This window comes from Microvirga sp. HBU67558 (assembly GCF_018069605.1).
In the GTDB taxonomy this organism is placed as follows: domain Bacteria; phylum Pseudomonadota; class Alphaproteobacteria; order Rhizobiales; family Beijerinckiaceae; genus Microvirga; species Microvirga terrae.
Genome location: NZ_JAGPUP010000491.1, coordinates 15028 through 28254, shown reverse-complemented (window position 1 = coordinate 28254; position 13227 = coordinate 15028). Strand labels below are relative to the sequence as shown.

The 13227-nt window shown below is 59.0% G+C and carries 13 protein-coding genes and 1 pseudogene; 8 read left to right on the top strand and 6 right to left on the bottom strand.

The window, feature by feature from the left end; all coding sequences use genetic code 11:
• The 3 genes from KBI52_RS10185 to KBI52_RS10175 all read left to right on the top strand — a co-directional run.
• Positions 1-364, top strand: a 364-nt coding sequence (locus KBI52_RS10185; protein ID WP_210807162.1) for a hypothetical protein, incomplete at its 5' end; no start/stop codon positions are given.
• Positions 365-725: 361 nt separating this feature from the next.
• The gene (minD, locus tag KBI52_RS10180) at positions 726-1589 is read left to right on the top strand and encodes a septum site-determining protein MinD (protein WP_210807160.1); all 864 of its coding nucleotides are present in this window, start codon (positions 726-728) and stop codon (positions 1587-1589) included.
• Between the two features lie 185 nt (positions 1590-1774).
• Positions 1775-2413: a hypothetical protein gene (locus KBI52_RS10175; RefSeq protein ID WP_210807158.1), complete on the top strand. Its 639-nt coding sequence runs from the start codon at positions 1775-1777 to the stop codon at positions 2411-2413.
• A 5-nt stretch (positions 2414-2418) separates the two neighbouring features.
• Here the strand turns inward: KBI52_RS10175 and KBI52_RS10170 are convergent, their stop codons facing one another.
• From KBI52_RS10170 to KBI52_RS10160, 3 genes are all read right to left on the bottom strand, one after another.
• Complete coding sequence (locus KBI52_RS10170) at positions 2419-2883, bottom strand: hypothetical protein (RefSeq protein ID WP_210807156.1); 465 nt, start codon at positions 2881-2883, stop codon at positions 2419-2421.
• 70 nt (positions 2884-2953) lie between these two features.
• The gene (locus KBI52_RS10165; RefSeq protein WP_247654310.1) at positions 2954-4288 is read right to left on the bottom strand and encodes a replication-associated recombination protein A; all 1335 of its coding nucleotides are present in this window, start codon (positions 4286-4288) and stop codon (positions 2954-2956) included.
• A gap of 264 nt (positions 4289-4552) precedes the next feature.
• Positions 4553-4684, bottom strand: a complete 132-nt coding sequence (locus KBI52_RS10160; RefSeq protein ID WP_371823152.1) for a DUF1127 domain-containing protein — start codon at positions 4682-4684, stop codon at positions 4553-4555.
• A gap of 1520 nt (positions 4685-6204) precedes the next feature.
• Here KBI52_RS10160 and KBI52_RS10155 point away from each other — a divergent pair.
• Positions 6205-6345, top strand: a complete 141-nt coding sequence (locus KBI52_RS10155; protein WP_210807154.1) for a hypothetical protein — start codon at positions 6205-6207, stop codon at positions 6343-6345.
• A gap of 11 nt (positions 6346-6356) precedes the next feature.
• Here KBI52_RS10155 and KBI52_RS10150 read toward each other — a convergent pair.
• The 3 genes and pseudogenes from KBI52_RS10150 to KBI52_RS10140 all read right to left on the bottom strand — a co-directional run.
• Positions 6357-6521, bottom strand: a pseudogene (locus tag KBI52_RS10150) (cupin); the annotation flags it as partial.
• Positions 6522-6616: 95 nt separating this feature from the next.
• Complete coding sequence (locus KBI52_RS10145) at positions 6617-6895, bottom strand: hypothetical protein (protein WP_210807150.1); 279 nt, start codon at positions 6893-6895, stop codon at positions 6617-6619.
• 54 nt (positions 6896-6949) lie between these two features.
• Complete coding sequence (locus KBI52_RS10140; protein ID WP_247654309.1) at positions 6950-7444, bottom strand: c-type cytochrome; 495 nt, start codon at positions 7442-7444, stop codon at positions 6950-6952.
• 735 nt (positions 7445-8179) lie between these two features.
• Between KBI52_RS10140 and KBI52_RS10135 the strand changes: the two genes are divergently transcribed.
• The 4 genes from KBI52_RS10135 to KBI52_RS10120 are packed head-to-tail and all read left to right on the top strand — an operon-like array spanning position 8180 to position 13225.
• Positions 8180-9781: an ABC transporter substrate-binding protein gene (locus KBI52_RS10135; protein ID WP_210807146.1), complete on the top strand. Its 1602-nt coding sequence runs from the start codon at positions 8180-8182 to the stop codon at positions 9779-9781.
• Positions 9782-9783: 2 nt separating this feature from the next.
• Positions 9784-10755 (top strand): ABC transporter permease, encoded by a 972-nt coding sequence (locus tag KBI52_RS10130; RefSeq protein WP_210807144.1) that lies wholly within the window; start codon positions 9784-9786, stop codon positions 10753-10755.
• Between the two features lie 8 nt (positions 10756-10763).
• On the top strand, positions 10764-11594 hold the full coding sequence (locus tag KBI52_RS10125) for an ABC transporter permease (RefSeq protein ID WP_210807142.1): 831 nt from the start codon (positions 10764-10766) through the stop codon (positions 11592-11594).
• On the top strand, positions 11591-13225 hold the full coding sequence (locus tag KBI52_RS10120) for an ABC transporter ATP-binding protein (protein WP_210807140.1): 1635 nt from the start codon (positions 11591-11593) through the stop codon (positions 13223-13225). The genes KBI52_RS10125 and KBI52_RS10120 overlap by 4 nt, the downstream gene beginning before the upstream one ends.
• The last annotated feature ends 2 nt before the right edge of the window (positions 13226-13227 follow it).

The following is a 13227-nucleotide window of genomic DNA, read 5'->3' as shown; positions in this document are numbered from 1 at the left end:
GGCCATATCCCAGTCAACGCGCAACCCACCCGAATGGATTCAAGCCCAGATCAAAAGCGCTTTAGGTCGGTCCATCGCCATCCCTGCTACTGCCACCGCTCAGCACGGCGGTCCTGACAGCCGCTTCGGGCAGCTGATCGAGGCAGCGGGTCAATTCGTGAATGATCCAGCGCCTGGCCCGGCGTGCCGAGGATCGTTTCATCACCACCCTCCAGAGACACAGGAATGTCAGCGGCGCGGTCTGCTCGACGTATCGATCATGACGAGGTTTCCAGTGATTGGATCGAGAATAGTCATGGGCAGTCCTCTCGCGCTCAGACACAGGACCAATGCTGTGCCTGCCGTTTGGATCAATTTCGATTGAGATCGTGGTTACGAGACAGTTACTGCACCGGACCGCTCCTATCCCCAAAGCAGCCGAGGCGGTTCATCCGCGCCCCGTCTGCTTTGGAGGAGAGGGCTGATCCAAATCCCAGCGGATCAACGAGCCCATGGTCGCGACACGATGGTTAATGGATCGCTAAGAACCTGTCCCGAAGCTGCCCGATCTTACTCGAGCCTGTTAACGGTCTGGTAACCATTTCCGGCGCCGAATAGGTCTGCTCACGGGGACATCCGGCACTGCTCCAGTGCGGTACGCCTCGTTGCCGTTGCTGCCTCTCGATTTCGCATGTGCCTGCGTGGGTACCGTGCCTCTTCACGGTCTCTCTGGAGAAATGCCAGCGATGAAGAAGCCAAGGCCAAGGCCTACCAAGGCGAAGACAAAGACCAGACAGGGCAGGGTGCTTGTCGTGACCTCCGGCAAAGGAGGCGTCGGCAAGACCACCTCCACGGCCGCCTTGGGTGCGGCCCTCGCTCAGACAGGCCAGAAGGTCGTGCTCGTCGACTTTGATATCGGACTGCGCAATCTGGACCTGGTCATGGGGGCCGAGCGACGCGTGGTCTTTGACCTGATCAGCGTCATCAAAGGAGAGGCCAAGCTCTCGCAGGCGCTCATCCGAGACAAGCGCCTGGATACGCTGGCTCTTCTGCCGGCCTCGCAAAGCCGCGATAAGGACAGCCTGACCAACGAGGGCGTCGCACAGATCATCGGTGATCTACGCACCCAGTTCGACTGGGTGATCTGCGACAGCCCGGCCGGCATTGAGAAGGGAGCCACCCTGGCCATGCGGCATGCGGACGTGGCGGTCGTCGTCGTCAATCCGGAAGTCTCCTCACTCCGTGATGCGGACCGTATCATTGGCATGCTCGACGCCAAGACAGCCAAAGCCGAGAGCGGCCAGCGCATCGACAAACATCTGCTTCTCACCCGCTATGATCCTGTCCGTGCCCGGCGCGGCGAGATCATGAAGGTAGAGGATGTGCTGGAGATCCTGTCCATTCCGCTGCTGGGCATTGTGCCGGAGAGTGGGGAAGTGCTGCTGAGCTCAAATATCGGAGCGCCAGTGACCCTGGGCAGCCCTGGCAGTGCACCGGCTCAGGCCTATCTCGAGGCGGCGCGGCGACTAAAGGGTGAGGGCACCGGAGTTGTCATTGTGAATGATAAGCCTCGCCTGCTGCAGAGGCTGTTTGCCCGACGAGCCGCATAAACCTGTAGACTTCTCTCACAAGGGAAGGATCTGATGCTGTCTGGAAGACGTAATCGTGCAGAAGATATTCTGAAATCGGCCGATTTACGACGATTTCAGATGAAAGCCACATGTGTTCCTAAGGTTGACGTCGTGCCGGTAAGATCTTAGGTCGTCATCATTCAATTTTATGATCAGCATATGAGATGAAGCGGAACATCAAGACTTTTTCTGTTGAGATCAAGAAAACCCGCGTTCAGGGTCAGCGTCCTCACCTCCCGCCCAGGCGCCTGTCTGAGCTGACCTTGGTTGAGGCCATTGAGATTTTTCCGAAGGAAGAGCCTCAAGCGGCAGTTGAGCAAGCTCCTGCCCCACGCATCCTGCCGAGCATCGTCGAGCCTGTGTGGAGCAGTTCAGAACCCGTTGAACCTGTCCGCCGCAAGCGCTCTTCGGTTGAGACCCGTCGGGAACAGATGGAATTCGATCTGACTGCGACAGCCTTTGAGGATGCGGAAACCACACATGCAGGAGATCAAGTGCGTGGCAGAGCCGTGCCGCAGACGGACGGCGCTCTCGATGATGCCGAGGATCCACCCCCTGTCCATGACGTTCATGCTGCACAAGGCAAGGGCGTGAGGGCCGGTTCACGGAAGCCACGGAAGAAGGCTCCTGCTGTCGATGAACAGGCGATAGCATCTGAAACAATACCAGAGGCAGAACTGACTGTGCCATCGGTGGCCCCGTCGACTGCGGTCCCGCGCAGGCTAACAAAACGGCAGGCGGCCGCGGCTCAACTCCCGCGCCATGAACGCTGGAAGGGGCGCCTTCATCCCGCTGTCTGGTAAGTTTGCTACTCCGTCGGCGTTGTAGATCCATCTCGCAACGCTACCACGAGGTCCGCCGGTGGTACGCCGCGATGCCACAGGACATAGACGGTGCGATAACGGGGTGGCGCAAGGCCGGCGGCACGGCACGCCGCAACAGCCTGATCATGCGCCTTGCGAATGCTGCCAAACGGCGCCTTGTCGCCCTGCCTCCAAGCCAAGGGGCGACAGCTAAGGATGGCGCGCCAGATGATAACCAGTTTCAGGTGCGGAAAGCTGCGGCCTTTGCGCGTGGTCTTCGGCTTGGAGACCAGTCTTGGCCCATGCTTCGCGCGTCGTCGGGCCAAAGCGAAGCGACGCTGGAGGGCGCGGTGGAGAAGATCGTGCCCCTCATCATCCGGGTTCGCACCACGCTGCTCCGCATCGCGCAAGGCCGTCCTCAACCGTGCGATCCGCCAGGCCGGAATGATTTCGAAAGGTGCAGTGTTCATCTCGTTCCGCGCTTGAATCGTTTCTCACCTACCCTGCAGGTGCAGAAGTGACGCAATCCTAGGTTTCTCCTCAGCTGCTGCCGGGTTCTTCCTGCCATTGCTGTGGCTGCGGCTGACCGGTGACGCGCTCCCACCAAGCATCAGCTCGTGCCTCGAACGTCTGACTGCCCCGGCCATCACTCTGGTAGAACTGACCAAGCTCAATGCCGGGGGCGTAGGTCTGCTCAACCCAGCCACGCGGATCGTCATGCGGAAACTGGTAGCCGACATGGCCCAACTTGGCTGCTCCGGCATAGTGCCCGTCCCTCAGATGTGGAGGCACCGGGACCATGGGCTCCGATTTGACATAGGCCATTGCGGTTCCAATGCCGCGGCAGGCCGAGTTCGATTTCGGTGCCCGGGCGATGTGCAAAGCGGCATGGGCCAGGACGATTTGGGCTTCCGGGTAGCCAACATGCTGGACGGCCGTTAGAGCAGCTGCGGCAGTCTGAAGGGCCGTGTTGTCAGCGAGGCCGACATCCTCCGATGCGTGGATGAGAATGCGACGAGCGATGAAGCGAGGATCCTCACCGGAATGGATCAGCCGGGCCAGCCAGTAGAGGGTGGCGTCTGGATCCGAGCCGCGCATCGACTTGATGAAGGCGGAGATCGTATCGTAGTGATAGTCGCCCTTGCGATCAAAGGGCAGGGGAGAGGCCTGATAGACCTCATCGACCATGCCGCCAGTGATCGAGATGACTGAACCGGATTCGGCTCCGAGCACCAATGTCTCAAGGGCGTTCAACACGCGGCGAGCATCTCCTCCGGCTCGACCGACGAGTTGCTTTATAGCCTCGCCATCAGGATGAACGTGTAGATCCTTGTGGCTCGCGAGGAAGGCTACGGCCCGCTCCACCACCTGCTGCAGATCCTCCAGTGAGTGAGGCTCCAGCTGGAAAATGGATGCACGAGAAACGAGGGCAGGGGTGAGCACATGATAGGGATTGCCCGTTGTAGCGGCAATCAGATCAAACGTGCCGGTTTCGGTGAGATCGAGGAGATAATCCTGCTGTGCGCTGCTGAAGCGATGGATCTCATCAATGAACACCAGGACGTCCTTGGCCTGAGCCTCGTGTGCCACAGCCTTGATGTCGGAAACGTTGCTGCTGGCCGGGTGCAGGGAGCGGAACTCCTTCTTCATCTCCTGGCCGATCGCCCGGGCAATCGTGGTCTTGCCTACCCCGGGCGGGCCAAAGAGGATGACCGTGCCGAGACGACCAGCTCGGACGCGCCGCCGCAAGGGCCCGTTCGGGCCCAGGATATGCTGCTGTCCAATGAGTTCGTCGAGAGTCTGCGGGCGGATCTCGGCGGCGAGCGGCTTCGGGCGCTGCTCCTGGGCCTTGGATAAGAGGTCAGCTTTCATCATGGAAGTCGAAGCTTTGAATGATCAGGGGCTTGGGTGCGTAGCGGAGAAGGATTGATAGAAGCCCGAATGTGAGTTTCTGGGCCTCTTTAGCACGTGAAGGTCAGCGAACGACACACGAGAGTTAATTGGGCTTAGGGTTGGCGAAGCGCTCAAGCAGGATTTGGCTGGAACAGAGCTTCAGGGTTCTGGCCTGTTTCGCGATATCCAGAAATGCGAAAGCCCGCCGGAGGGCGGGCTGAGCATCACCTACGAAGCTGAAGCAAGTTAGGCTGCAGCCGCCGAAGTGCGTGCGACGTTGTGAATGTCGTACCGGACGATGCCCAGATCGCTGAGCTCACGATCACCAAGCTGCGACAGTTCGCGAACCGTCTCGCGATAACGCAGATACGCACGGATTTGGGAGAGGATGTAAGTTACGAATATGTCTTGCCTTTAGGTGCTAACTGCCTCGTCCAGCGAGGAATTTCTGATTGTCTGTGATGGAACTTATATGGGTTTGGAGCACCTCATTCGGGAGTGATCATGAAGGAAAGTGAGTTATGCTTTGTAAGCATACCGACCGTAGCCGTATTCCTATAGGCAAGCTGCCATACGACCTTACTCTGGCCCACTTTCAGAATAGCCCGCAGAGTCGGATGTGCTCATCCGCCCACGCAGCCGTACAGGCCTGCTTGGATGCGATGGGTTACTGGGACTTATGTTAATCCTGAATCGTTGCCACGAGCTCTGGCCTATTCTCGGCTAGCCAGTGCATCGCATCAGATTGGCTGATGCTGCAATCGAGCGCATTCCAGATGGGATCCTCGAGTGACTCCTCCCGCAGCCGCGTGGCGGCATAATGGACCAGCTGATGGAGACCCTCGTAGCCAGGGTGCGCCTCGAGAGCGTCGGCAACCCACGTGCTGGACCAGCCTTGCTTGGCTCAGTGCAGAAGGCTCTGCCGGTCAGCCTCGACAAACCATGGCGTCGCGTCGAATTCGATAGCCAGTGCATTGTCGGCAGTATGGCACAAGGCTCGGATCATCACCCACCTCCCGGATCAGCAGTCCGGCACCTAGTCTACCACACGCCAGCGTCAAGACTGTATTGCTACAGCTGTGTTCCCAAGCGCAGGTAGGGCGCGTGCAGATGAGAGGACTATTGGATCACAGACGGCCAAGCAGCAAAAAGGCACGGCCGCTTCCAGACGATAAAATGATCCCGTGTGGCAAGGCCGAGGTCTGGATCTCGTTCCAGTCGAGCGATCTGCGCGTCAACCGCCCTGAGTTTCTGCTCAAGCCGCGCTATCTCACGTTGCGCAAAGGAAACACCTTTCTGCTTTTTCGCTGGCATGTCGCACCCCAACCCTTGTGGTAAGGGCTCATTAACCAGTTTCCTAGAAGGCTGCTGTGCCCTGACGCACGCAAGTGCACGTCCGATGAGGAGATTCGAGGGTAGAGGAACGCCCTCCAGGATCAGCGGGACGAAATCCGCGAACGGGCCCTCCGCGCCTTCCAGGTAGCCTGACGCCTCTGACATCAGCCACCAGAAGTAACCCCCGTGCAAGAACCATAACCTCAAGGGATTGTTGATCTATCCCTTGGAGAGTTGTTCTAAAATACGACTCTATCCCTTTGAGTTCATTGCGACTTGGCGTTGGGCATCTACGCTTGAAGGTGGTCTCCAAAGGAGCCACAAGCGTGGAACGGGTGGTGGTAACGCGTACAGGGGATGATGTCTGGTCGGTCTCGCACGACGGGCGAAGTATCTCAGTTCACTCCACAGAGGAGCAGGCACTCTCCGCGGCGTTTGCCTTGGCATCCAAACGCAAGCGGCAGGGGTTTGACGCCGTTGTTGTGATTGCACGAGAGAGATGAAGATGATGACGCGCTCATGCCAATGGTCCTATCTGTCGTCTGTTGTCGGATTTCCTCAACATGGCTGACGATGATAACAAGCTCCTGGTGGCTCGTCCAAAGTCGCCGGCCAATGACAGGCTGTCGCGCGTCCTCGAATGGTTCGGTTTGCTGGTTGCCCTAGGTGTTATCGGCTGGGCCCTCGTCTACACGCTCGGTTAATCGCCGAGAGGCAGATGCGCCTTGGCCCGGGCTCCGGGAGGCATTCGCAGCCGATGCAGGCAGATGCCGCGCGAACCGACGCTCTCCCCCGAGATCCCGGCGAAATAGGTGAGGCCCTGGCGCCCCTCATAGCTGCCGTTGCCCCGCACGATGCGACAGGTATCTTGGCCCGCCATCGTTTCGCTCCTCAATCCTCAAGGAGGGCTTCGCGCTGGAGAGCGAATACCCATGGCGACGCCCGCCAACCGGCTCCCTTCAGAATGCTATGGTGCTAACCGAAAGCTTCAATCTTCTCGTCGTTCGGAGAGAAGTCGGCTGCAAGCGTCTGCTGCAGGATCTTGTCGCGGATCATCCGCTTCATGCCCCCGACCCTGCGGGCCATGGCATAAACCCGATCCTGCAGGGCCGTTACCTTCGCAATGACCTCAAACGGCGGCTCCGGTGGGAGCGGCCGCGCGAGGTGCGCCTCCAGCTCAGCCAGCAGGTCCGCAATCCCTGTGTGGTCGTCGCGCAGCCGCTGCAGTTCAGCCTCGAGCATGTCCGATGTCATATGCGCCTCCCCGGGATTGCCGGCTTCTGGATTGGGGTGCTGTGCTCCAGGTGGCTACTGGGGCATGACCACCGTCAGGTACGGGGCTGAGGGCTTCTCGTTCGCCCCGACCGGACCAGGTACCTGGTTCCTGATCGGCTTCAGGCTCTTGAGATAGCCAGCCAGAGCCCGGGCATCGCTATCCGTGAGCTTGCCGTACGAGTGGTAGGGCATGACCGGCACAAGCTGACGTCCATCCGTCCTGACGCCGGTTCGCACCGCCTTGATGATGTCGGCCTCACTCCACTTGCCGAGCCCTGTCTCGAGATCAGGGGTCAGGTTCGGTGGGTAGAAGATGCCGAGCCCGGGAATTTGGAAGCCAACCTCCGATCCAGCCAGAGGACGCTGCAGATCGGGTTTGCCGAGGAAGGTGCCGGGCGTATGACAGCCGGTGCAATCCATGATGGTCACCAGGTACTCGCCGCGCTGAGTCTGGCTCTGCGCGAGGGCCGACGGGACGGACAGGAGGAGGCTGCAAGCTGCCAAAGCGGCCGAGAACATGGATCTCATGGAGCTTCTCTGGCTGAGGTTGAACCCAGCCAAAGTGCCAGATGTCATAGGGGAGTGAAGTGCGCAGAAGGTGTAGATCGGCGACTGCACCTGTTACAGACTTCTTGTCAAAACTCTCCAAGGATCGACTGAGACGATGCTAGCGCGGAATATGGCTTAGAGATCGGTTTGACCGCGCTCGCTGACATTACCAGGTTCCATAAGATATGTTGAACGAATTTCGTGTGTGGCCGCAAAGTTAGAATGTCCTGATCGTGCAAACTAGGAATGTCACACCTCCCTGAACCGACGGGCATGGGAATGTGGCATGGGCTGGATAGAGATAAGCGAGCGGGAGATTCGCCGCGTTAAGGTGCTGACATCGGTGCGGTGAGTTCGGCTTAATCGCGAGACCGCCTCGAGCCGCAAAATATAGCTGGTGGATCTTCTACCGTTCGTTCTTTATACAGAACTGAACTTCGCATTTTTAATCAAACCTGAGCGTTTATACATTTGTTGAGAACGCACTAGAATGCCTTGGTCTATTGTAGTTATGTTTCATCGAATTACAGCTCCTGGAAGGAAATACAAATCCATCTTCAATCTCTGAGCACCCCAGGGGTGAGGGAAAATCACAAAACAGCACGTGAAATGTTTGCTTCTTCCTGCTGAGTTCTTTTAACAGAACAAGACTGTTGACTCCAGCACCGGGAGCGCTAGGGTCCTTTCGGTTTTCGGCTATTAAGGACCTCTGCTATGCGCCTCACCCGTCGTGATGCCTTGCTCTCCGCGAGTGCCACCCTCTTCAGCCCTCTCTTCTCTCGCATGTCCTTTGCCCAAGAGACGCCCAGGCGTGGCGGTGTTCTGACGGCCCACCTTGGTTCGGAACAGCGCATCCTGAATCCGGCTCTTCGTGCTTCGACGGGTGTCTATCTGATCACCAGCAAGATTATGGAAGCACTCGTTGACTTGGATTCGAAGGGCAATCCAGCCCCGGTCTTGGCCACTAGCTGGGAGGCCACACCGGACGGAAAGACCATAACATTCAAGCTTCGCCAAGGCGTAACTTGGCATGATGGCAAGCCATTCACGGCTGCTGACGTCCAGTACACCGCCATGGAGATGTGGAAGAAGCATCTCAACTATGGCACTCAACTCCAGCAGTATCTTGAAGCTGTCGATACACCGGACCCGCACACGGCTGTGTTCCGCTACTCACGGCCGATGCCGCTCAACCTGCTCCTACGTGCTCTCTGCGACCTCGGCTATATCGCACCGCGCCACGTGTTCGAAGGAACCAACATCCTTGAAAACCCTGCCAATACGGCTCCTATCGGGACGGGACCTTTCAAGTTTGTCCAGTATGAGCGGGGCCAGTTCATCATCGCTGAACGGAATCCAAACTACTGGCGCAAAGATTTTCCTTATCTCGATCGTATCGTCTGGCGTGTGATCACGGACAAGTCTGCAGTGGCTGCAGCCCTCGAGACTGGGCAGATTCAGCTCAGCTCCTACAACGGCTTGTCGCTGTCGGACCTTGACCGTCTGAAAGAAGACGAGCGCTTCGAAGTTTCGACGCGCGGAATTGAGGCCAATGCCTTCAACAACACGCTTGAGTTTAATACCCGCCGGAAGGAGCTCGCGGACGTGCGGGTCCGGAGGGCCATTGCCCATGCCATCGATGTGGAGTTCTTCATCGAGAATTTCCTTTACGGCCAGGCAAAACCGGCAACAGGACCGATTCCGTCCTCGTCACCGGCCTTCTATCCCGGTGGCACGCCTCCCTATCCATTTGACAAGAAGAAATCCGCCGCTCTCCTCGACGAGGCAGGGTATAAGCCCGGCGCGAATGGAACGCGCTTTACGCTGAAGCTGGTCCCTATCATGAACGGCGAGGATGTTCCTCTTCTCGCCACCTTCATTCAGCAATCGCTCGCCGAGGTTGGCATCAAGGTCGAGATCGTGCAGCTCGACATCGCGGGCGCTCTTACGACAGTCTACCGCGACTGGAACTTTGATCTTGCCACAGGCTGGCACCAATATCGCGGGGATCCGGCTGTCTCCACAACGGTCTGGTACCGCTCGGGCTCACCAAAAGGAGCACCTTGGACCAACCAATGGGGCTGGCAGTCCGACAAGATCGATCAACTGATCGACCAAGCTGCCACGGAGATTGATCCTGCAAAGCGCAAGGCTCTCTATGCCGAATGGGTGAAGGCTGTGAACGAGGAGATCCCGGTTTGGATGATCACCGAGCGGCAGTTCTTCGCAGCCACGAGCAAGCAGGTCCGCAACCACCACAACGTGCCGCGCTGGGACTCCAGCGACTGGCATGATACCTGGATTGCCGCATCCTGATCATGCGCGTTCTGCTTCTTGCCCTCCGACGTCTCGCCGCCAGCTTGCCGACATTGTTCGTGCTGCTGGCGGGGCTGTTCCTGCTGCTGCAGCTTGCCCCTGGCGATACGGTTGACGCCCTCGTTGCCCAGATCGGCGGGGGCGATCCGAGGATGATCGAGGAGTTGCGGCAGTATTATGGGCTAGACGTTTCCGTGGCCGTACAACTGGGGCGCTATGTTTGGCGACTGCTTCAGCTCGATCTTGGATTCTCCGCAATCTACGGCAAGCCGGTCTCCGAGGTAATCCTGGAGCGCCTACCCGCGACCCTTCTTTTGATGGGCTCGGCCTTAAGCTTTGCCTTCGCAGCAGGAATGGCACTTGGCGTGCTGGCAGCACGGCGCGTCAACCGGTGGCCGGACACGCTCATCTCGACGCTCGGGCTTGTCTTCTACGCCACACCATCCTTCTGGTTTGGCCTGATGGGTATCGTCATCTTCGCGGTGAAGCTCGGCTGGCTGCCGGCTGGCGGGTTTGAGGAGATCGGCGCAGGCTATACAGGGCTTCGACGGATTGTCGACATCGCATGGCATCTCCTCCTGCCGACGCTGACCCTGGCCCTTATCTTCCTGGCAACGTACCTTCGGATCATGCGCGCCTCGATGCTGGAAGTGATGAATCTTGATTTCGTCCGAACCGCCCGGGCAAAGGGCCTGAGCCCGCGTCGCGTCATCACCGGGCATGTTCTCCGAAACGCGCTCCTGCCAATGGTCACCCTCGTTGGCCTTCAGGCTGGAACGATGCTCGGCGGTTCCGTGGTCGTGGAAAGCGTCTTTGCCCTACCGGGTCTCGGGCGATTGGCCTATGAGGCTGTTGTGCAACGGGACCTCAACACCCTTCTCGGGATTGTCTTCGTGTCGGCCCTGCTCGTGATCCTGATCAACTTTATCGTTGATCTACTGTATGCGCGCCTTGATCCGCGCATTGTGACCTGAGGGCTGCCATGGATGCCCTAAAGCGCCTTGTTCGGAGCCCGACCGCTATCGTTGGGCTTTTCCTGCTTCTTCTGGTGGTCGGCATGGCACTCAGTGCGCCGGTCCTGTTCCAGAAGGATCCTCTCGGACTTGCCGGGCGCCCACTGCAATGGCCCTTCACCAATGCACGCTTCTGGCTCGGCACCGACACTACAGGACGAGACATCGCCGCCCAAGTTTTCCATGGCGCCCGTGTTTCACTTCTCATCGGCATTGTCGCCACCCTTCTGGCTGTCACGATCGGAGTCGTGATCGGTGCCATCGCGGGGTACTATGGCGGTATTGTCGACGATGTGCTTATGCGGATCACGGAAGCGTTCCAAACGCTCCCAAACTTTCTCCTGCTCCTCGTGCTGGTCGCGGTGTTCGGATCCGACATCAAGACCGTCACCATTGCTATCGGTCTTGTGTCCTGGCCGGCTGCGGCCCGACTCACCCGAGCAGAGTTCCTGTCGCTCAGGAGCCGCGAGTTCGTTCAGGCGTGCCGTACCCTCGGCATGCGTGACCTGCAAATCATTTTCCGCGAGATCCTGCCCAACGCCCTGCCGCCTGTCATCGTCTATGCCAGCGTCATCATGGCGGTGGCGATCCTGCTGGAAAGCGCCTTGGCCTTCCTCAACCTGTCTGATCCCAACATCCCTTCATGGGGTAATCTCATCGGCACTGGCCGGTCGGTTCTTCGGACGCAGTGGTATGTGTCTGCCATTCCGGGTCTGGCGATCCTACTGACTGTGCTTTCGGTCTCCCTTGTTGGACAAGGGCTGAACGATGCCCTCAATCCGAGGCTGAGGCGGCGATGAAAACCCTATTATCGATCGAGGGTTTGACCGTTGCGCTGCCCCCGGGGGCCGACCGGCTGCATGCACTCGAAGAAGTCTCCCTTGAGCTCAAAACCAACGAGATCCTCTGCATTGTCGGCGAAAGTGGGTCCGGCAAATCAATGATGGCTGGCGGCATCCTGGGTCTCTTACCGGAAGGGGTCCAGGCAACGGCTGGAAAGATCCTGCTCGAAGGTGAAAATCTTCTGACGCTGAGCGATGCAGAGATGCGAAAGATCCGTGGCGCCCGAATCGGCATGATCTTTCAGGAGCCGATGACCGCCCTGAACCCATTGCGGACGATCGGTGACCAGATCGCCGAAATGTTCCGCATACACACAAACCTCAACCGGGCCGAAATCGCACGGCGAGTGACCAATCTGCTGAAGGATGTCCACCTTCCGGATCCGGAAGGAGCCCAACGAGCCTACCCGCATGAGCTGTCCGGCGGCCAGCGTCAGCGGGCAATGATCGCGATGGCGCTGGCGCTTGAGCCGCGCGTCCTTATCGCAGATGAGCCGACCACCGCACTCGATGTGACAACCCAAGCCCAGATCCTAAAGCTCATCCGGGAACTTCAGGAGCGCAAAGGAACAGCGGTTTTGTTCATTACCCACGACTTCGGCGTGGTGGCTGAGATTGCCGACCGAGTCGCCGTGATGCAGCGTGGCAAGCTCGTAGAGGCAGGGAGAGCAGAGGATGTTCTCAATCGGCCAGAACATCCCTACACCAAGGCACTGATCGCGGCTGTTCCGCCCCTCGCGCCACCACTGCCGCAGGATGTAGCAGCAGAGCCAATTCTGCGGATCGAGCATGTCTCGAAAACCTACCGCAAAGGAGGGCTGATAGGCCGGAGCCGGCGCGTGACGCATGCGGTGCAGGACGTGAGCCTTAGTCTGCCGCGTGGTGGGACACTCGGAATTGTAGGGGAGAGCGGATCGGGGAAGTCGACCCTCGCCCGCTGCATCGTACGGCTGCTCGATCCAGACTCGGGATCGATCCGCCTCGGCGATACCGATCTCGCAGCCCTCTCGCGCAGAGCAATGAGAGAGCAGACACGACACATCCAAATGGTGTTCCAGGATCCATTTGCATCACTTAATCCACGACGCCGGGCCGGCGAACTGGTCGCGCAGGGACCGATCATCCACGGGGAGGCGCCCGCACGAGCCTTGGCCAAGGCCAAGGAAATGTTTGCCCTCGTAGGCCTCGATCCTGACGCTACTGAACGATACCCGCATGAATTTTCTGGTGGGCAGCGTCAGCGCATCGGACTAGCCCGCGCCCTGGCCCTAGAGCCCCAGGTGCTGGTCGCGGACGAGCCGGTCTCAGCGCTCGATGTCTCTGTTCAAGCACAGGTTCTGCGCCTGCTTGCAGACCTACGCCGCCGACTGGGCCTATCAATGGTGTTCATCACCCACGATCTGCGCGTCGCCGCGCAGATCTGCGATCGCATTGCTGTCATGCAGGGCGGCGTGGTGGTTGAGGAGGGCTGGACCGCTGAGGTTTTTGGGGCGCCACGCCATTCCTATACGCAGGCCTTGCTGGCCTCGGTTCCAGGGCGGGACTGGGTGCCGCCTGTCCAGGCAGACGCTTTATTGGCAGTATCTTGACT